General features: G+C 60.0%; 18 protein-coding genes and 3 tRNA genes. 7 read left to right on the plus strand and 14 right to left on the minus strand.

The genetic code is table 11. From position 1 onward, the window contains the following. Positions 1 to 29: 29 nt before the first annotated feature. Complete coding sequence (locus GJT30_02240; GenBank protein MSM38433.1) at positions 30 to 1,415, plus strand: FAD-binding protein; 1,386 nt, start codon at positions 30 to 32, stop codon at positions 1,413 to 1,415. 177 nt (positions 1,416 to 1,592) lie between these two features. Here the strand turns inward: GJT30_02240 and GJT30_02245 are convergent, their stop codons facing one another. The 4 genes from GJT30_02245 to GJT30_02260 form a co-directional block, all read right to left on the minus strand. Then, positions 1,593 to 1,793 carry a hypothetical protein gene (locus tag GJT30_02245; protein MSM38434.1) on the minus strand — a complete coding sequence of 67 codons (201 nt, stop codon included), beginning with the start codon at positions 1,791 to 1,793 and terminating at the stop codon, positions 1,593 to 1,595. A gap of 188 nt (positions 1,794 to 1,981) precedes the next feature. Then, on the minus strand, positions 1,982 to 4,657 hold the full coding sequence (locus GJT30_02250) for a UPF0182 family protein (GenBank protein ID MSM38435.1): 2,676 nt from the start codon (positions 4,655 to 4,657) through the stop codon (positions 1,982 to 1,984). Between the two features lie 118 nt (positions 4,658 to 4,775). Next, entirely contained in the window at positions 4,776 to 5,186 is a 411-nt protein-coding gene (locus GJT30_02255) for a hypothetical protein (protein ID MSM38436.1), read from the minus strand. Positions 5,187 to 5,479: 293 nt separating this feature from the next. After that, a tRNA-Leu gene (locus GJT30_02260) sits at positions 5,480 to 5,566 on the minus strand. 96 nt (positions 5,567 to 5,662) lie between these two features. Between GJT30_02260 and GJT30_02265 the strand changes: the two genes are divergently transcribed. The 4 genes from GJT30_02265 to GJT30_02280 all read left to right on the plus strand — a co-directional run bounded on the left by GJT30_02265 (position 5,663) and on the right by GJT30_02280 (position 9,463). Beyond that, positions 5,663 to 5,738: transfer RNA gene (locus GJT30_02265), tRNA-Ala, on the plus strand. A 330-nt stretch (positions 5,739 to 6,068) separates the two neighbouring features. Beyond that, entirely contained in the window at positions 6,069 to 8,093 is a 2,025-nt protein-coding gene (locus tag GJT30_02270; GenBank protein ID MSM38437.1) for a hypothetical protein, read from the plus strand. Between the two features lie 97 nt (positions 8,094 to 8,190). Beyond that, entirely contained in the window at positions 8,191 to 8,550 is a 360-nt protein-coding gene (locus GJT30_02275) for a response regulator (GenBank protein ID MSM38438.1), read from the plus strand. A 49-nt stretch (positions 8,551 to 8,599) separates the two neighbouring features. After that, the gene (locus GJT30_02280) at positions 8,600 to 9,463 is read left to right on the plus strand and encodes a chemotaxis protein CheX (GenBank protein MSM38439.1); all 864 of its coding nucleotides are present in this window, start codon (positions 8,600 to 8,602) and stop codon (positions 9,461 to 9,463) included. Positions 9,464 to 9,549: 86 nt separating this feature from the next. Here the strand turns inward: GJT30_02280 and GJT30_02285 are convergent, their stop codons facing one another. From GJT30_02285 to GJT30_02305, 5 genes are all read right to left on the minus strand, one after another. Continuing rightward, positions 9,550 to 10,266, minus strand: coding sequence for a thioredoxin fold domain-containing protein (locus GJT30_02285; GenBank protein ID MSM38440.1), 717 nt, complete (start codon positions 10,264 to 10,266; stop codon positions 9,550 to 9,552). Between the two features lie 42 nt (positions 10,267 to 10,308). Then, positions 10,309 to 11,232 (minus strand): L,D-transpeptidase family protein, encoded by a 924-nt coding sequence (locus GJT30_02290; protein MSM38441.1) that lies wholly within the window; start codon positions 11,230 to 11,232, stop codon positions 10,309 to 10,311. Between the two features lie 8 nt (positions 11,233 to 11,240). Continuing rightward, positions 11,241 to 12,197: a methylmalonyl Co-A mutase-associated GTPase MeaB gene (meaB, locus tag GJT30_02295; GenBank protein MSM38442.1), complete on the minus strand. Its 957-nt coding sequence runs from the start codon at positions 12,195 to 12,197 to the stop codon at positions 11,241 to 11,243. A 163-nt stretch (positions 12,198 to 12,360) separates the two neighbouring features. Beyond that, positions 12,361 to 12,765: a methylmalonyl-CoA mutase gene (locus GJT30_02300; protein ID MSM38443.1), complete on the minus strand. Its 405-nt coding sequence runs from the start codon at positions 12,763 to 12,765 to the stop codon at positions 12,361 to 12,363. 55 nt (positions 12,766 to 12,820) lie between these two features. Beyond that, a complete protein-coding gene (locus GJT30_02305; GenBank protein ID MSM38444.1) occupies positions 12,821 to 13,351 on the minus strand; it encodes a cob(I)yrinic acid a,c-diamide adenosyltransferase in 531 nt (176 codons plus the stop codon). A 223-nt stretch (positions 13,352 to 13,574) separates the two neighbouring features. Here GJT30_02305 and GJT30_02310 point away from each other — a divergent pair. Continuing rightward, a tRNA-Val gene (locus GJT30_02310) sits at positions 13,575 to 13,649 on the plus strand. A 42-nt stretch (positions 13,650 to 13,691) separates the two neighbouring features. After that, positions 13,692 to 14,621 carry a ParB/RepB/Spo0J family partition protein gene (locus GJT30_02315; protein ID MSM38445.1) on the plus strand — a complete coding sequence of 310 codons (930 nt, stop codon included), beginning with the start codon at positions 13,692 to 13,694 and terminating at the stop codon, positions 14,619 to 14,621. Between the two features lie 70 nt (positions 14,622 to 14,691). Here GJT30_02315 and GJT30_02320 read toward each other — a convergent pair whose 3' ends face one another. The 5 genes from GJT30_02320 to moaA are packed head-to-tail and all read right to left on the minus strand — an operon-like array spanning position 14,692 to position 18,350. After that, on the minus strand, positions 14,692 to 15,177 hold the full coding sequence (locus tag GJT30_02320) for a molybdenum cofactor biosynthesis protein (protein MSM38446.1): 486 nt from the start codon (positions 15,175 to 15,177) through the stop codon (positions 14,692 to 14,694). Further along, positions 15,174 to 15,656 (minus strand): cyclic pyranopterin monophosphate synthase MoaC, encoded by a 483-nt coding sequence (moaC, locus tag GJT30_02325; GenBank protein ID MSM38447.1) that lies wholly within the window; start codon positions 15,654 to 15,656, stop codon positions 15,174 to 15,176. Before moaC ends, GJT30_02320 begins: the two co-directional genes overlap by 4 nt. Before the next feature lie 24 nt (positions 15,657 to 15,680). Beyond that, a complete protein-coding gene (locus GJT30_02330; protein MSM38448.1) occupies positions 15,681 to 16,895 on the minus strand; it encodes a molybdopterin molybdenumtransferase MoeA in 1,215 nt (404 codons plus the stop codon). After that, positions 16,892 to 17,356, minus strand: coding sequence for an MOSC domain-containing protein (locus GJT30_02335; protein ID MSM38449.1), 465 nt, complete (start codon positions 17,354 to 17,356; stop codon positions 16,892 to 16,894). The genes GJT30_02330 and GJT30_02335 overlap by 4 nt, the downstream gene beginning before the upstream one ends. A 16-nt stretch (positions 17,357 to 17,372) precedes the next feature. Next, positions 17,373 to 18,350, minus strand: a complete 978-nt coding sequence (gene moaA / locus GJT30_02340; protein MSM38450.1) for a GTP 3',8-cyclase MoaA — start codon at positions 18,348 to 18,350, stop codon at positions 17,373 to 17,375. Positions 18,351 to 18,374: the final 24 nt, after the last annotated feature.

An 18,374-nucleotide genomic window follows, 5' to 3' on the forward strand; every position in this document is an offset into this window, starting at 1 on the left:
TGGCGTAGGCGTAAACAAAGGAGGCACCCATGAACCGGTTATCAAAGGCACATGTCGAGGAGTTAAAGGCGCACTTCCGGGGAGATCTGCTCATTCCCGGCGACACGGGCTACGACAAGGTGCGCCAGATCTGGAACGCCATGATCGATCGCAGGCCCGCGCTGATCGCCCGTTGCACGTCGCCTGAAGATGTCGTCCAGGCTGTCGGCCTGGCGCGCAGGCACGCTCTTCTTGTTTCGATCCGTGGGGGCGGACACAACATCGCGGGCAATGCCGTCTGCGATGACGGCCTCATGATCGACCTCTCGCTGATGAAGGGCGTCCAGGTGGACCCGAGCACCCGCCGGGCAACCGTCGAGCCCGGCTGCACCCTTGCCGATTTCGACGCGGCAGCCCAGCTGCACGGCCTTGCCACGCCGCTGGGCATCAACTCCACCACAGGCGTGGCCGGTCTGACACTCGGCGGCGGCTTCGGCTGGCTGAGCCGGAAATACGGCATGACCGTCGACAACCTGCTCTCCGCGAACGTTGTCACGGCAGATGGCAGTCTCGTGCACGCCAGCGAGGCGGAAAACAGTGATCTCTTCTGGGGGCTGCGTGGCGGCGGTGGGAACTTCGGCATTGTCACCAGCTTCGAATTCCAGCTTCATCCCGTTGGACCGGACGTGCTGAGCGGGCTCATCGTCTTCCCGTTCAGCCAGGCGAAATCCGTGATCACGCGGTTCGCACGTTTCACCGAGACGATGCCCGACGAGCTCAACGTCTGGATGATCACCAGGAAGGCGCCCCCCCTCCCCTTCCTGCCCGAAGAGGTCCACGGCAAGGAGATCGTCGCGCTCGCCCTGTTCTATTCGGGTGACCCGGCTGAGGGGAAGAAGCTGATCGAGCCGCTGCGCGGGTTCGGCACGCCGCTTGGCGAGCATGTCGGTGTGCAGCCGTACACCGCCTGGCAGCAGGCCTTTGATCCACTCTTGACACCGGGTGGACGCAATTACTGGAAGTCGCACAACTTCTCGCAGCTCAGCGATGGTGCGATCGACGTCATCATCGAATACGCCGCTACGCTGCCGTCGCCGCAGTGCGAGATTCTGGTAGGCACGGTCGGAGGCCAGACAGGCCGCGTGGCGCCGGATGCTATGGCCTACTCCAGCCGGGACGCCAATTACGTGATGAACGTGCACAGCCGCTGGGAGTCTTCCGTCGAGGATGATCGCTGCATAGCCTGGTCGCGCGCATTCTTCGCCGCGTCACAGCCGTTTGCCAGCAGCGGCGCGTACATCAACTTCCTCACCAGGGATGAGAGCGAGCGTATCGCGTTTGCCTACGGTGCGACGTATAGCCGGCTGGTGGAAATCAAGAAGAAGTACGACCCGACGAACCTTTTCAGGATGAACCAGAACATCAAGCCGGTATGAGGAGAGTTCATGCGCCTGACGGCCGGGCTAGTCGCAAACTCCACTGGTCGGACTTTCGGCGCTGGGCGATGAGAGCAGCACGGCACAGGATAAACATGGAGGGAAGAGTGGAAGGCGGGACAGGCCGCATCGAAGCGAGTGGATGCCGACCTGTCCCGGTAGAAGGTGGAGGATCAGCTACATAAAGTAGACGTTTCCCCTCCGCTCCGGGCCGCGGTATTTCCCTCCCGTGCCGCGAATCGGGTCAACGCCGATGCGCACCCATTCATCTTCGTTCCGACGGAATGACAGGATCTTTCCGGTCTGTATCATTTCCTGCAGCTCTTCCGCCCTGACCAACCCCGACCTCAGATCGCAATACTTGACGAGAATTTTCATGACCCCACCCCCTTGTTCCCCTGTGACCACCAGTGATGGTCTACAGCGTACCACATTTTTTTAGAATGCGCTAATCTTCTCTATGGGTTGGTTCATGGCATTACGATGTCCAAACAAGCTGGGGACTGCGATACCGGTCAGGTCATCCCCTGCTTGAAAGTCGACCGGTCGCTCCCCCCCCAGGGGTGTTACTGCGCCATCCGCTTCAGTACCTGCTCCAGCTTGCGCAACTCCTCGCCGTAACCGGCCCAGTTACCCTGGCGCTGGAGGGTCATGGCCTTCTCGTAGATGCTCATCGCCTCCTTGGCCAGCGATGCAGGCGATGCCTTCACGTCCGTTGCGGCTGACACGGCAACAGCGACGGCAGTCTTTTTGCCCCCGAAGAGTCGCTGCAGGGCCAGTTCCAGGTTTTCCTCCATGACCACCTCATCCCCGAAGGCGACAATCACCCGCTTCAACTCGGGCAGACCGGCCTTGTCGGCCGCAAGAAAGAGCGGCTGGACATAGAGCAGCGATTTTTCGATCGGGATCACCAGCAGGCTCCCCCGGATGACCTCGGAGCCGCGCTGGCTCCAGAGCGTCAACTGCTGGGAGATGAAGGAGTCCTGGTTGATCCGCGCATCGATCTGCTTCGGCCCATAGATCAGCCGGTCTCGCGGGAAGGTATAGGCGCGGATCTTGCCGTAATTCGGCTCGTCGCTGCGCGCCGTGAGCCAGGCTGCGAGGTTGTCCCGCTTGGAAGGGGTAAAGGGGAGCAGCAGGATGTACTCCTCCTTCGTTTCCCCCGGCAGTTTCATGATGGTGTAATACGGCTCCATCGGCTTTTCGCCCAGGACTGGGATCTCCCAGAGGTTTTCCCGGTTGTAGAAGACCTTCGGGTCGGTCATGTGGTAGGTGGCGAACATGGCGGCCTGGACCTGCAGGAGCTGGTGGGGGTAGCGGACATGCTTATGCAGAACGGCCGGCATTGATGCAATCGGCTTGAAGAGCTTCGGGAATATCTGTGCATGGACCTTGAGCAGGACATCGTCCGGATCGCTGATGTAGAAATCGATGGAGCCGTCATAGGCATCGACGACCGCCTTGACGGAGTTCCGCATGTAGTTGATCCCACCCTTAAGAGGCTTCGAATAGGGGAGCCGGTTCGAATAGGTGTAGGCATCGATGATCCATTTGAGTCTCCCCCCATCGTCCACCACCATGTAGGGGTCGCCGTCGAAATGGAGGAAGGGGGCTATCGTCCTGACCCGCTCGCTGATGTTGCGGTTGTAAAGGATGCGGCTCTGCGCGGTGATGTCCGAGGAGAGCAGGATCTTTTCCGTTCTGAACCTGGCTGCGAAGAGCGCCTTTTTCAGGATGGAATCGATCGGTACCCCTCCCTTGCCGGCATAGGTCGTGTTTATGTTGCCGGTTGCGGTGGGGTAGCTGAATTCCGGGACCTTGGTCTTGACGACCACATAGTCGTTGGACAGTTCGCCGTAATAGATCTCCGGCCTGGTTACCTTGATGTCGGCCAGGCTGACCGCCGGGATATCCTTGACGAAAAACTCCGGCAGCCCTTCCTTGCTGATCCGGCTGACCGGACCGAAGGTGATGCCGTTGCCGTGGGTGAAGATCAGGCGCTCGTTGATCCAGTTCTTGCTGGGGAGGTCGGCGTAGGAGAGCTCGCGAGGCGACAGCATCACCTGGGTGTACTGGCCGTTGACCATGTAGCGGTCGTTATCCACGTCGAAGAACTTGTAATAGGTCCTGATCTGCTGCAGCTGGCTGTAGGTCTTCAGCAGCGGTGCATGATCCCAGAGCCGGATGTTCTTGATGGTGGCATCATTGTTGGCGATATCGGCAGCCGTAAGCCTCGTGTCAACATCGAAGGGGACGGTTTCGATCCTGTCCAGATCGTAGCCGAAACGGGTGGATCGGATATTATGCTCGATGTAGGGGGTTTCCAGGGCCAACTCGTTGGGCGCGACCTTGAATTTCTGGAGTACCGCCGGATAGACCCGGATGCCGATGACGTACAGGGCAACCACGATGATTGGCGGCAGAAGAGCCAGGCGCCAGGCGCCTTTCCAGATCCCGAACGCCAGCACGGCCCCTGCCACGGGGGTCAGGAATGTGAGAGCCTGGTAGGTCAGCAGCCGGGAGTTGACATCGACGTATCCTGCACCGTAAAAGGCGCCGTTGTTGGCAAACAGCAGCCTGAAGCCGTCCAGATAGAAGCCGGCAGCGACCACGAACGAAAAGATCCCGACCAGAACCGCCAGATGTCGGCGAACCTGCGCGTCGACTGCCGTGCCCCGCTCCGACAGGGTGATGCCCCCACGGGCAAAATAGACCGCAGCGGTAACCAGCGCCGTTGCCAGCAGCGTGAAGTTTACAAAGGCCTTGAGCATTTCCAGAAACGGCAGGCTGAACAGGTAGAAACCGATGTCCTTGCCGATAACCGGATCGACCGTTCCGACCGCCAGCTTATTCGTGAACAGCAGCAGATCTTCCCATTGCGCAGCCCCCCAGTTGCCCGCTAAAAGTGCCAGTACTATGCTGAGGAGCATGGCGACAGGTTTGACGAAGTGGACCACCTCTTCCCTGTTGATGCGGATGTTGCCGCCTCCCACCATGAAAATGCCGGTCAGGGGGAACCGTGCCTTGAACGCATGGTGGAGGTTTATCTGCACGCAGAGAAACAACAGCCCGCCAAAGAGCAGCCCGGAGACCGTCTTGGCTGTGAGTGTCGTGGCAAAGACCGACGAATATCCGGTCTCGACGAAAAAGAGCCAGTCGGAATAGACATTCAGGAGGTATGACAAGAGCGGGAAAACCACTGCCAGGAGAATCAGGACGAACATGAATTTTTTATTGGGCATCGTGGCCTCCCCTAGCAGGTTGTTCAACAACATGCGCTGGAAAGGTGCCCTGGAACGGGCACCAGTGAGCATTCCTGTATCTGATTACAGTTCCGTTTGCATCGTGAAAAAGGAAGTATCAGCCTATTCTGGGTCTTACGACACGGTAGACGAGATAGCCGACGCCACCCAAGAGGGCGATGTCAAACAGGCCTATGCCGCCACCGCCTCCCATACCGCCTGTCCCGGCTCCGGCAGTGCCGCCGAACAACATGCTTCCCAGCATGCCCCCCATGATTCCGCCTGCCATGCTTCTCATGAATCCGCCGCCCGCCTGCTGCTGAAATGGACCGGCAGAAGGCGATAACTGCTGGCGCGACGGGCTCGGCTGGGAGTACGTGCCGGCAGGTTTGGAGTAGCTGCGCGAGCCGCGGCTTCCGAACGAGCGGCTCCCGCCGATTCTGGCTTCAGCAGTGAGCTCCAGCACGGTGATGCTCAGGAACAGGACGGCTGCGAGTACGGCACATACGTTGACGACATGTCTTTTCATTCTGTTGGCTCCTTGGTTTCCTGCGTGTGCGGGGGTAATAAAAAAGACCTTTACCCTCGGCATGTGTGCCTGGATAAAGGTCTTGTTGGCAAGTTCATGCCCCGGTCCCGGGTCTTTCGACCGTCTTGACGGAAACCGGGTCGGCTATTTCTCCAGCCGATAACTACTCCCCTTTATTACGAAATTCAAGATAGCCTTCCCCTATGCTCCTGTCAAGCTGTTTTATCTCTGATCCTTCGGGCAGAAACGGTAAAGGGCTCGCGTCAATAGATAACGCGAGCCCTTGTATATTATGGTGCCGGAGGTCGGAGTCGAACCGACATGCCATCGCTGGCGCCGGATTTTGAGTCCGGTGCGTCTACCAATTTCACCACTCCGGCGATTGCTGGCGAATTATAGCTATTTGCCCAATAGGCGTCAAGATTTAAAAAATCATTGACACCTCCCGGCAGGTTTGTTATAAATGCCTCGTATTTGGGGCTGTAGCTCAGCTGGGAGAGCGCTTGAATGGCATTCAAGAGGTCGTCAGTTCGATCCTGATCAGCTCCACCATAAACAGATAAGGGGTTAGCGGCAACGCTAATCCCTTTTTGTTTTATTACTGCACACCTTTTACTCCATCCGCCATAACAGAGTACCTGCCTCTGTCAGCAACCAAAGACGTCACAATCTATTCTCGCGCTTCATGTAACAATTTATTACAGTAACTATTTCCATTTTGACATACCTTGTGACTATTACTGAGTCATAATCACCAATATCTGTTCTGATGTCCAGTATTTAACCTTGTTGCTGGTATTTTGACTTGCACAGAGTCGCCACGGCAGGTATCATTACCGGGTTTTAACGCAATCCCGAGAGGACAGGGCCGGAAATCCGATTATGATACGATACGCCAAGATCGTTTACCTGTTGTCGGCCCTGGCCGTCATGCCACCGCTCCCTGACGGGTGGTGCGCAACCCTCGACAACGTTACGCCCTCCCCCACTGCCGTTGTCGAAGGCCCGCAGCACACAACCCTTAAAGCGCTTTTTGTTTCCCCAAAAGCGACGATCAGGCTCGCCGCTACGAACAACGGTTCCGGTGTTGCCAGGGCCGAATACCGTTTTGACGATGCCGACCAGTGGAAAACGTTACAGGGTCCGCTTTCCCTCTCACAACTGCCGGAAGGTGCCCATACGCTCTTTTACCGCTCCGTTGATCCTGCCGGTACCCAGGGGCAGGCCCAGTCGCTTTCGTTCTCCCTGGATACCACCAGTCCGGTCAGCTCGGCCCAGATTGGCTCGCCAAACCGGACAGCCCCCAGCGGCAAGACCTTCATTTCTGCCAATACCACCATTACCCTCTCCGCCAGCGATGCCATGAGCGGTATCGCCCAGATCGATTATCGCGTTGACGGCGGGCCTTGGCTCCCGTTTCGGGAAATTTTCACCATTGCCAATGAAGGTGAGCACCGGCTGGAATATCGCAGCACCGACAATGTCGGCAATCAGGATGCCGTGCACATCCTCTCCCTGATTACCGACACGACGCCCCCCATTACTTCCCTCACGTCGGCGGGCCACTCCCTGAATTCCGCCGATGCCCTGTACATCAGACAGCCGACTGCATTTGAACTGGATGCCGTCGACATGCTGTCGGGAATCGCAACAAGGGAATACCGTATCGACGAGGGGGGGTGGCTGCCCTATGAGCCGTTCAGGGTCGATGATCGCACCACCCACGTCATCTCCTTTCGCAGCACCGATCAGGTGGGAAACCGCGAATCAGCGAAGTCTGTCACCATCAAAATCGACAAGACGCCGCCGGTCACCACCATCTCCATTGGCTCCCCCCAGGTGACCTCTACCTCTGGTGCAACCATGGTAACGGACAGCACCTTTTTCACACTGCAGGCCGAGGATTCCCAATCGGGAGTCGATGCGAGCGAATACCGCCTCGACCGCGGCGATTGGCTCCCCTATTCCCCCTTTACCATCCAGGAACCGGGCGAGCATCTTATCGAATATCGCAGTATCGACCGCTCCGGAAATGTCGAAACTGCCCGATCTAAAACCGTTACCGTCGACTCCGCACCTCCTTCAACGGTACTGACCGTCAACAGACAGAGCCGCCAGAACGGCGATATCGTCATCAGCGCCACGGCAAGCCAGGTTTCGTGCACGGCAACGGACAACAACGCCGGAGTCAAAACGGTCGAATACAAGCTGGACAGCAGCCAGTGGCTCCCTTGCAAGCCCTTTTCCATCTCGGCGCAAGGGGTCCACCTGGTGGAATACCGCAGCAGCGACCGCCTGGGAAATCTGGAACCGACGCGCTTTGTCAAGATCACCATCGACCAGACCCCACCTGAGACCAGTCTGCTGATCGGCACCCCAAAAACGGTCGAGAATGGTGTTTATCGCATTTCGGACAAGACCGTCATCGCCCTTGAAGCTGAGGACCCGCTGTCAGGCGTTGCCACCAGCGAATACAGGATAAGCGGCACCAGCGAGCGCTACGGATCCGAACCGTTCACCATAGCCACGGACGGCAGCTACCGGATCAGCTACTGGAGCGTGGACCGGGCGGGAAACCGCGAAAAGGAAAAATCGGCAACCGTTATCGTGGAGGTTCCCAAACCCCCTCCTGCTGCAGTCATCCGGCCTCTGGCAAAAGAGCGCACAGCCGACCTTGCCGCTGATGGAGCAAGCGCCCCAGACCAAAAGCAGGTGCTGCCCCAGACTGCGCAGCCAGCCGACAGCGCGACAATGCAGGCCAGTGACGCTGGCATGCCCTCAGACACCTATTCCGGAGAATACCCCGCTGACACCGCTGTACCTTCAGGCCCTGACCGCACGAAAGAATACACGGTCATCGGCATAATCAATGGCGTCGTGATTGCCGTCATCATGTTACTCCTGTAAAATCACAGTAGAGATCCTTAAGGAATCGTCCTCGGCGCCGATATGAACAAAAGCCGACTTAATATGTTGTTTATTGATATCAAGGAGACAGAAAGATATGAGAAAGGTTCTGCTGGTAGACGATAGCATCTCGGTAGCCCGTCAATTGGAAAAGATCGTGACTGAAAGCGGAGAATTCCAGGTGGTCGGACATGCCAAGAACGGCCTTGAATCCATAAAGATGTACCAGTCGCTCCACCCCGACATCATCTGCATGGACATGAACATGCCGGGGATGGACGGGATCACCGCCCTGCGGACACTCATGGCGCTGGACCGGAACATCAAGGTAGTCATGATTACCTCGCTGGGAGGCGTGGGAGACAAGTTCAACGAGGCCATCAAGCTGGGTGCGCGGAATGTTATCTCCAAACCGTTCGAGACGGACAACGTTTTGAAGATCCTGCGGGAAGCATGAATAAGGGTTGCAGAGCCGGTATCGACAACAGAGCCAAAGGAGAACCGTAATGGCGGTCAAGTTTTTCGGGCAGTTTTTGGTAGAACAGGGGATCATCCCCCGGGATGTCCTGTTGCAGGCCATTAACCTGCAGGAATCGGTAAATAAAAGCGTTGGGGAGATCGTCCTCGACCTGGGGTTCTTGAACGCAGAGGCAGTGGAAAAGGTAAACCGGGCACAAAGAACCGTAGACATGCGGTTTGGAGACCTCGCCGTACAGATGGGGCTGTTGACACCCGATCAGTTACAACGTGCCCTGGCCAGGCAGTCAGAGACACACCTCTATATCGGCGAGGCGATCGTTCAGGTAGGCGGGTTCACCGATGAGGATTTGCAGCGTTATCTAGCGGAATTCAAGGCAGACCAGGCGCAGTTTGCCACCAGCAAGGTGGAAATCCCCGCAGGGGTCCCCTATGCTGATCTCTGTGAAATCATGGTGGACATGACCTACAAGATGTTCACCCGTGTTGCCCGCCTGACCTTCCGTCCCGGCCCCTGCCAGATCGTCACCCATCTTGACCAGGTGCATGTGATGGCAGCCATGGACTTTACCGGAGACCTCCGCTGTCGCTACATTCTGACGGCTTCTGCAGATGTGCAGGAAGAGATCGCCAAGGCGATCCTGAACCAGGAGAGTGTCTCCCATGAGCCGAAGGAAGTGCTGGATGACACGGTCATGGAGTTTGTCAATGTGGTCTGCGGCAATGTGGTTGCCAAATCAGCCCAGCAGGGGAAGAGCCTGGACATCATGCCGCCGGAGATAATCGACAGCACCGGAGGGATCGATATCCCGGTCGGCTATACCGGTCTCTATTTCCCGGTCTGCCTCGCAGACAACGGTCTGGCAGCCATCAGCATCATCATCTATCCCTGAATCGCTTCAGACTGACTACGAAAAAGGCCCCGCTGTAACCGGATACGGTACAGCGGGGCCTTTTTATGTGCAGTGAACTTCCGAAACTATTTTCCTCCGGTCAAAAGCGCCTCGATCCGCTTTTCATCAGCTCCCACAACTTCCGTTCCGTTCACGAAGAAGGTGGGCGTTCCCTGTACGCCCACTTTTCGGGCAAGCGCCAGATGCTCCTGGGCAAGGGCCTTCACCGATTCGGGGAAGTTTTCACCCTGCGGCGGCGATGCGCCCCTCATCATCTCCTCGTAGGCCCGCGCCTTGTCTTTGGCATTCAGGATGTGCTGTATCTTGCCGATTGCCGCGGGATGGGCAAGCGGAGCAAAGAAGACATACCGGGTCACATCCCGTCGCTTGGCTAGGAACTCGGAGGCTTTCCGACAATAGGGGCAATCCGGGTCGGTAAACTCGATGATGACGTTTTTACCAGAACCGATCTTCACCCCCTTCTCCAGCGGCAGGGTCTTTACCAGCTTGGCACTGAGCTGCCGCTTGCGCGCGGCTGTCAGGCTCTGTCGATCCTTGCCATAGATCTCGCCGACAAAGAGATAATCCTTCTCGGGATAGAAATAGAGGACATTCTGCCCCGTGACGACCTCGTACCAGCCGGGTACGTCGATCTTTTGCATGCTGTCGACCGTGATCTCGGGAAACGCCTTTTTCAGGGCCGCCTCCGGACTGGTTGCCAATGCGGCTGCCCAAACAGTCTGCCCCAGGAAAAGGAGACCCAGCGTCAAGCTCAACACCGCCACCTTCAACGTTCTGTTCATGCTTCCTCCGATGTTGTGCCGCACGGAGCGGAACAACAGTGATTAGTGCTGCATGGCCCCTGTCAGATAGACGGGGTTCTCTCCGATAACCTCGACCAGAGGTCCATCCTCAAGTTCTTCCAGCGCACCGGTGTCGTCTTCGTATTCGTCTTCCCCAACCGCCCACTGGTAAAGCTTTTTGGAATCGAGAAGCACCGGATCGGTCGGGAAGCTGTAGATCCGCTTCTGCATCGACTCGTCATACAATCCGACACACCCGTGGGAAGCCGGCTTGCCGGGAAGATCCCTGGCATGAATCCAATAAGAAACATTGTCCGCCCCCACATGGAAGCGGATGGCATTGTCCATGGGGTACTGCGCCGCCTCATCCTCGGTCTTGTACAGCGACGAGGTATGGTTACGGTGTCGGGCATCGACCCTGAACAGCCCAGTCGGTGTCTCGTGGCCGCTGCTGCCGGTAGCTGCGGGCATGGAGAACTTGAGCTTCCCGTATTCGTACGCGCCCAGCCACTGCTCCATGATGTTGATCAGGATATACTTCTCATGCCGGCGGGCCGGTTCATAGAACTTCGGCAACGGGGTGTAGTCCCTGATGTCGTCCATCCGGTCCGGAACCTTGATGGTCATGCCGGGATAGACATGGCGGCGGTCGATCCGGTTGAAGCGCGCCACCAGGGGCCAGTCTTTGCCAAAGAGCGATTCGAGGGTATCGTTCGGCTTGACGAAGTAGGGATGCCAGGCTATCTGCTCCGCACTGGGATAAAATACCCTGCTCAGATCCTCCCTGGCAGGGTCTTGCGGGTTGGCGGCAGGGTCGTCCACCACTGCCGGCTCCTTGACGATGATCCATCCGCCGAGAAAGAGCACGATGAGGATCAGCGGTAGCCTCAGGGCAATCCTTCGCAGCAGCGGCCTTCCCGTCTCCGGGCGTTTCGTGTTCGTCGATTGCGAATTTCCACTGTACATCTTCATGATCAGTTGTCTGCTCCTGCGGCAAAGCGTTCGGCAACCACCGCTTCAACCGCGCTGTACGGGTCGATGCGCCGGTTGGCCAGATCGTCTACGATCCGGGCAAAACGGCCGTCTGCCTCCAGAGGGGCAAAGACCTCGGCAAAAAGCCGATCCTTGAGGATCTCCATGAAGGTACGTGCGCCCTTTTCCGCAAGGAAGCGGTGTATGGCCGCAGAACCGAACAGGTGCGAACGGTGCGTCTCGAACTCCTCCACCAACTCCGCGATCCCGGTCCCCCGGTGTGCCTCGGTCCGCATCACCTTGGGCCGCCAGTCATCGGCCCTGGCACTGTTCATCTCCAGCATGGTCGTCAACTCCCGGACCGTCCGGTCGGCATCGGGCCGGTCCGACTTGTTCACCACGAACACGTCGCCGATCTCAAGGATGCCCGCCTTGATGGCCTGGATGTCGTCGCCGAGTCCGGGCACCATCACCACCACCGTGGTATGGGCCATTTTGACGATATCCACCTCATCCTGCCCCACCCCGACGGTCTCGATGATCACCACGTCCATCCCCATGGCGTCCATCACCAGCGCCACGTCCCCGGTGGAACGGGAGACGCCGCCGAGATGGCCACGTGTTGCCAGGCTCCGGATGAATACCCCTTCGTCGTCGGCATGCCGGTTCATGCGGATGCGGTCCCCCAGGATCGCTCCGCCGGTAAACGGGCTGGTGGGATCGACCGCCACGATGCCGACCCGCTTGCCGCGACGGCGATACGCCTCGGTGACCTGGTCGACCAGGGTCGATTTGCCGGCTCCGGGGGGTCCGGTGATGCCGATGAGGTAGGCAGAGCCGCTGTGCGGGTAGAGGAGCTTCAGCTCTTCGCGGGCGCTGGCGTAACCGTCGTCGATATCTCTCATCAGCCGCGCTGCGGCGCGGGTATCCCCCAGGAGAATCCGTTCTGCAAGTGACATGGTCGTACCCTTCTTTCCAGCAATAGTTCAAGCAAAACGGCATAGGCAGACACCACCCCGGCATGGCGAAGGCGAGGGATTCCCCTCGCCTTCATATGCCCTGGCATCCATCTCGCCGTCGATCATCACGTCGAGCTACGCAAGTCCCGGAACCTCCCGGAACTCATGCGCGCGGGTGCACGTTGTCCCTGACCCACTTGACAATATCCTCGGTGGAGGACCCCGGCGTGAAGACCTCCTTGAGACCGGCGTTCTTCAGACCGGGGATGTCGTCATCAGGGATCACCCCGCCGCCAAAGACCATGATGTCGTCGGCGTCTTTCTCTTTCAGGAGCTGGCAGACCCTGGGAAGAAGGGTGTTGTGCGCACCGGAAAGGATGGAAAGCCCCACACAGTCCACATCCTCCTGTATGGCGGCAGAGACGATCTGCTCCGGGGTCTGGTGCAGACCAGTGTAGATAACCTCGAAACCCGCATCGCGGAAGGCCCTGGCAATGATCTTCGCCCCCCTGTCGTGGCCATCCAGGCCCGGCTTTCCAACCAGTACGCGTAACGTTCTTTCAGCCATGGTCGATCTCCTTGTAGGGTGAAAATAGCTTCAACTCGCTCAGAGCCGTAAATCCTTATTTCTCGATGCCAATCCGGGCGGGGACGCCGGCGCGGTAATAGTGCTTTACCTCCCGCATCTCCGTCACCAAGTCCGCGGCATCGATAACGCGCTGGTCGGCATTTCTTCCGGTCAGGACCAGCTCCACGCCAGGCGCCCTGACAGCGATACATGCCAGCACCTCCTCGACGGTCAACAGGCCGAAGCCGACCGCCCCGTTCACCTCGTCCAGGATCACCAGGTCGTAGTTGCCGCCACTCACGGCTTCATGCCCAAGTGCCAGGGCCTCCAGGGCCAGGCGCCGGTCTTCCGGGTCAGGGTTGTCGCGGTTGACCCAGCCGGGCCGGCCAAAAGGGACAATGGTCAGGAGGGGCGCAAGTCGTTCCGCGGCAAGGTGCTCGCCGTAGGGACCGCCCCCCTTCATGAACTGGATCATCAGGACCTTGAGCCCCCTGCCGCAGGCGCGAAAGGCTAATCCCAGGGCAGCGGTCGTCTTTCCCTTGCCGTTTCCGGTATAGACCTGCACCAGTCCCTGTTCGAGCGGCATGCACCCTCCTGGCCCCCCCACATCCGCGAAAATCGCGGCAGGCGGCATTTCGGTATAACTTTCCATTACTTCGGATTTTAATGATGACGCAGAAATATAGCAGGAGTGCAACGGGAGGTCAAGGCGTATTAGCCGTGCAACGGCACTGGTCAGGCGATTGGCCGGCCCGTCAACACAACGTTCTTGACAGGGAATTGAACATTTGCTATTGAAAGAGTGCTTGGGGCGCTTAGCTCAGCGGGAGAGCACTGCCTTCACACGGCAGGGGTCACTGGTTCAATCCCAGTAGCGCCCACCAGGAACGACAATGGGTTAGCCCCACCAGGCTAACCCATTTTTTATGTGTACCATCCCCCGGTGCGCAGACAACCTCGGAACAGAGACCGCTATGACAAACAAATCGGCACGCACACCAGCGCAGGATGCACACCATCTCGACCAGCTGTCGTTCTTTCCGGAAACCGTGATGCAGCAGGCACCACCGCCCCCGGCTCCGGCTACCACGAGCTACCAGAAGGGCCGGCTCTACCGTGTCGCTGTTGCCGATCTGCTTCCCGATCCGTCACAGCCCCGCAAGCACTTCGACAAAGAGTCCCTTGACGAACTGGCAATCTCCATAGCCCGTCATGGGCTCCTTCAGCCGGTGATCTTTCGCCAGGAACCCGACGGCAGCATTTTCACAGTCGCCGGTGGCCGCAGACTCGCCGCAGCTCGCCAGGCCGGGCTAAAGACCATTCCAGCCATCTGCAGCGACGGCCAGGCAGCCGAGATCGCCCTGGTGGAAAACCTTATCCGTCAGGATCTCGGCTGCATCGAAGAGGCAGAGGCCGTGGAACGGCTCAAGAGCTCGCACGACTATACCCTTGCCGATCTCTCCGCCATCCTCGGCAAGTCGGTCTCCACCCTTTCCGAGATCATCTCCCTGACCCGGCTCCCGCTGGAGATCCGCGACGAATGCCGCCCCCGCCGCGACCTGGCCCGCAGCATCCTGGTGGAGATCGCCAAGCTCTCAACCACCGAGGAGATGCTTGCCCTCTACCGGCGCTATAACCGGGAAGGGCTGTCGCGCGCGGCCCTGCGTTCCCGCACCTCGGCAAAACAGGCCGTCAGTCCGGGTTACCACCGGCTCTGCCGCTCATTTTCGAAAAAAATTACAGCCATTGACGTGACCGCCCTGCAGGGGAAAGAGCGTGTGAAGGTGAAGACAGAACTGGAAGGGCTCAGGGAGATCATCGACCGGCACCTGGCGGAACTGGTCGACGAGAGGTAACACGACACCCGCTTTCGGCATGCCGAAGCTCCCAGAGAAAGACGCCGGAAAGAGTGCCGGCAAGGGACGTTCAGGAGGCGCAGTCGTCAGGATCACCCTGGATCTTGGCTATGGCATGGGGGATGGCGGGCCAGACCGCTTCGAGGTTCTCCACGGCCCCCTTGGGGCTGCCGGGGAGATTGATGATGAGGGTCGACTTCAGGATGCCGGCAACCGCCCTGGAGATGAGGGCATGCGGAGTCTTTTCCCGGCTCGCCCGGCGCATCTCCTCGCCGAATCCGGGTATGACCCGTTCCACCACATCCAGGGTAGCATCCGGCGTCACATCGCGGGGCGAAACCCCGGTGCCGCCAGTGGTGAGCACCAGGTCGACGCTGCCGCTTGCCGCCCAGGATGCCAGCCGTTCGGCAATCATCCCGCGCTCGTCCGGCAGCAATTCGGTTGCACAGACAGTCGCCCCCTTCCCTTCCAGCCAGCTTTGCAGTGCCGGGCCGCTCAGGTCCTGCCGCTCGCCGCGGGCCCCCTTGTCGCTCAGGGTCAGGATTGCCACCCTCATAATGTCTCTCCCCGGCGGTAGCTGCCGCTCTTGCCGCCATCCTTGGCGAGCAGCACCACCTCTTCGATGGCTATCCCCTTGTCCACGCCCTTGCACATGTCATAGACCGTGAGCGCCGCAACACTGGCGGCCACCATCGCCTCCATCTCCACGCCGGTCCGTTCCAGGGCCTTCACCGTTGCCCTGATCGCCACCACCCCCGTTTCCGGAACCGGTGCGAACTCAATGGCAACATGGTGGATGGCGAGCGGATGGGCAAGGGGGATCAGGTCCGGGGTCCGTTTTGCCGCCTGAATCCCTGCAAGCCGGGCAACCCCCAGCACATCCCCCTTGACACCCCCCCCCTCCAGGATCGACCGGAGTATGGCAGGGGTGAGCCGCACCCTGGCAGAGGCAACGGCAGCCCTCAAGGTCGGCTCCTTGGCGCTCACATCCACCATGATCGCCTGGCCGCGACTGTCAAAATGATTGAAAGCCATCATGCTCCTCCACGTCTGATTCCCTCAGCACTCCACCAACCACTGCCGCTCGCCGAGCACCAGGACGCCAACCTCGCTCCCGGCAGGGAGCGTCTCCTTGCCCGGTGCCAGTGGCACGATGCCGTCTGCCGCAACCTGGGTACGGAGGAAACTAGTCTTCTGGTCTCCCGAAGAAGAGGCGGACCAGGCACCGTCGGCATAGGAAAGCCTCACCCGCAGCAGCGTCGTCTTCCCTTCGCGGGGGCGGGCATCTTCGGCAAGGATGGCCCTGACCGGGACCTTGAACAGCCTGGCATGCCCCATCAGCTTGAGCAGCGCCGGCCTGACCAGCATCTCGAAGGTGAGGAGCGTGGAGACGGGATTGCCGGGCAGGGAAAAGACCGGCACCGCTCCCTTCATGCCGAACGCGGTCGGCCCACCCGGCTTGACCTTGACCTTCCAGAAGAGCTGGCGAACCCCGAGCTCTGCCAGGACGTCCCGCACCAGGTCGCGGTCACCGGCAGAGACCCCCGCCGAGGTGATGACCGCATCGGCGCTCAGGGCAGCGGTCAGGAGCCGGCGATGGCTGTCGAGATCGTCGCGGGCGATGCCGATCATCACCGGTTCGGCCCCGATCTCCCTGATGGCGGCTGCCAGGGCCAGGGAATTGCTGTTGATGACGCAGCCGGGCTCCGGCAGCTGGCCCAGCTCGACCAGCTCGTCGCCGGTTGCCACGACAGCCACCCTGGCCCGCCGATAGACCGGGACCAGCGCCTTGCCCAGCGATGCCAGCATGTTGATCTCCGCCGGCCGGATCAGGGTGCCGGGTCCGGCGATGGTCTGGCCGGCCCGCACATCCTCGCCGCGAAACCGGATATGCTGTCCCATCCTGACCGGGTCAGAGAAGGTGACCTGCCCGTCACGCTCCTCGGCCTCCTCCACCGGGACAACCAGGTCGCTGCCGGCGGGGATCGGCGCGCCGGTCATGATCTTGACCGCCTCCCCCTGCCGTACCTGGGGCACCAGCTCATTCCCCGCCGGCAGAAAGCCGGTGACGCGAAATGATGCACAGGGGGTACAGTCGACATGGCGGACGGCATATCCGTCCATTGCCGAGTTGTCGACCATCGGCAGATCCCAGAGGGCGACAATCTCCCCGGCAATGACCCTGCCGAGGGCGCTCCCCAGTTCCACGAGCTCCGTGTCGAGCGGCGTAACCGAATCGAGTATCTGTGTCAAGGCTTGCGCCAACGTCGTCATGACTCCCCTCCTGCAGGACTCCCGGTCTCGGGAAAGACCTGCGTGATCTCGTCTCCGGGCTGTATGGTCCCCCCCCGCAGCACGCGGGCGAAGATTCCCTCCTTCGGCATCACGCAGTCGCCGGCCTGGTGGTAGATGGCGCAGCGGCTATGGCACTCCTTGCCGAGCTGGGTGATCTCCAGCAGCGCATCGGCAATCGCCAGCCGGTCCCCCACCTTGAGGGCGATCAGCTCGATGCCGGCGGTGGTGATGTTCTCGGCAAAGTCCCCACTGGAGACATCCAGCCCGAGCGCGCGCATCTTGGCGATGCTCTCGCTGGCCAAAAGGCTCACCTGGCGATGCCAGTCACCGGCATGGGCATCCCCTTCGATGCCATGACCGACCACCAGTTCGACCCTGGGGACCGGCACCTTCCGCTCCCCCTTCTCCTTGCTCACGCAGACCGCTGTTACGCTGGCCATCTCTCCTCCATTTTGCCTATCCGCCGATCTTGGCCATGACAAACGGCTCGTGTTCGCAGCCACAGCGGTTCATCCCGTGCCGGTGCGGCTTCTCTTCCACCAGCCGGCGCAGGGCCTCCCGCAGCCCCTCGCCATCCTCAGGCCGAAGGAATGGCTTCAGGTCGATGCCCGCTGCGGAAAAGAGACAACTGCGCGCCTCTCCGGCCGCCGTGACCCGAATCCTGTTGCAATCGCTGCAGAAGTGCCCCGAAACCGGGGTAATGATGCCAAAGGTTCCTCTGGCCCCTTCGATCCTGAAATCCTGGGACGGCCCGGCATAGGGGCCCCGATCGACCAGGGCGAAGCGGAACCGTTTCGCCAGGCGCTCCAGGATCTCGCTGCCGGGAACGATCTGCTCCTGCCAGCCGCTATCCTGCAGGGTCGGCATGTATTCGATGAAGCGGACCGCAAAGGGGCTCTCCAGGGTCAGTCGGGCAAACGCCTCGATCTCGGCATCGTTGACCCCGCGCATGACCACCATGTTGAGCTTGAGGGGGAGACCGGCACTATCCGCAGCAGCCAGCCCGGCTAGGACGCGGGCCAGATCGCCACCGCGGGTGATGGCGGCAAAGGTCGCCGGATCGAGCGAATCGAGACTGACGTTGACCCGCTGCACGCCGGCGTGCCTGAGATCGGCAGCCAGCTCTGCCAGGAGCAGCCCGTTGGTGGTGAGCACCAGGTGCCTGAGCCCCGGCAGCCCGGCCAGCCGGGCCAGGAACGAGGTAATGCCGCGTCTCACCAGCGGCTCCCCGCCGGTCACCCGCACCTTTTCCACCCCGAGTTGCACCGCTGTCCGGGCGATCAGCAGCAACTCCTCGTAACTGAGGATATCGCCGTGGGCAAGCTTTTCCACACCCTTGTCGGGCATGCAGTAGTGGCAGCGGAGATTGCAGCGATCGGTCACGGAAAGCCGCAGATAATTGATGGTCCGCCCGAAGGTATCAACCAGCTGCACGCGCTGATCCTCTCCCGGCTCGAA

The sequence above is a fragment of the Geobacter sp. genome (assembly GCA_009684525.1).
Classification (GTDB): Bacteria; Desulfobacterota; Desulfuromonadia; order Geobacterales; family DSM-12255; genus Geoanaerobacter.

Bases quoted from the DNA above. Each gene is read 5' to 3' on its own strand.
- GJT30_02240 (MSM38433.1), top strand. From the start codon at position 30: ATGAACCGGTTATCAAAGGCACATGTCGAGGAGTTAAAGGCGCACTTC.
- GJT30_02245 (MSM38434.1), bottom strand. From the start codon at position 1,793: ATGAAAATTCTCGTCAAGTATTGCGATCTGAGGTCGGGGTTGGTCAGG.
- GJT30_02250 (MSM38435.1), bottom strand. From the start codon at position 4,657: ATGCCCAATAAAAAATTCATGTTCGTCCTGATTCTCCTGGCAGTGGTT.
- GJT30_02255 (MSM38436.1), bottom strand. From the start codon at position 5,186: ATGAAAAGACATGTCGTCAACGTATGTGCCGTACTCGCAGCCGTCCTG.
- GJT30_02270 (MSM38437.1), top strand. From the start codon at position 6,069: ATGATACGATACGCCAAGATCGTTTACCTGTTGTCGGCCCTGGCCGTC.
- GJT30_02275 (MSM38438.1), top strand. From the start codon at position 8,191: ATGAGAAAGGTTCTGCTGGTAGACGATAGCATCTCGGTAGCCCGTCAA.
- GJT30_02280 (MSM38439.1), top strand. From the start codon at position 8,600: ATGGCGGTCAAGTTTTTCGGGCAGTTTTTGGTAGAACAGGGGATCATC.
- GJT30_02285 (MSM38440.1), bottom strand. From the start codon at position 10,266: ATGAACAGAACGTTGAAGGTGGCGGTGTTGAGCTTGACGCTGGGTCTC.
- GJT30_02290 (MSM38441.1), bottom strand. From the start codon at position 11,232: ATGTACAGTGGAAATTCGCAATCGACGAACACGAAACGCCCGGAGACG.
- meaB (MSM38442.1), bottom strand. From the start codon at position 12,197: ATGTCACTTGCAGAACGGATTCTCCTGGGGGATACCCGCGCCGCAGCG.
- GJT30_02300 (MSM38443.1), bottom strand. From the start codon at position 12,765: ATGGCTGAAAGAACGTTACGCGTACTGGTTGGAAAGCCGGGCCTGGAT.
- GJT30_02305 (MSM38444.1), bottom strand. From the start codon at position 13,351: ATGCCGCTCGAACAGGGACTGGTGCAGGTCTATACCGGAAACGGCAAG.
- GJT30_02315 (MSM38445.1), top strand. From the start codon at position 13,692: ATGTGTACCATCCCCCGGTGCGCAGACAACCTCGGAACAGAGACCGCT.
- GJT30_02320 (MSM38446.1), bottom strand. From the start codon at position 15,177: ATGAGGGTGGCAATCCTGACCCTGAGCGACAAGGGGGCCCGCGGCGAG.
- moaC (MSM38447.1), bottom strand. From the start codon at position 15,656: ATGGCTTTCAATCATTTTGACAGTCGCGGCCAGGCGATCATGGTGGAT.
- GJT30_02330 (MSM38448.1), bottom strand. From the start codon at position 16,895: ATGACGACGTTGGCGCAAGCCTTGACACAGATACTCGATTCGGTTACG.
- GJT30_02335 (MSM38449.1), bottom strand. From the start codon at position 17,356: ATGGCCAGCGTAACAGCGGTCTGCGTGAGCAAGGAGAAGGGGGAGCGG.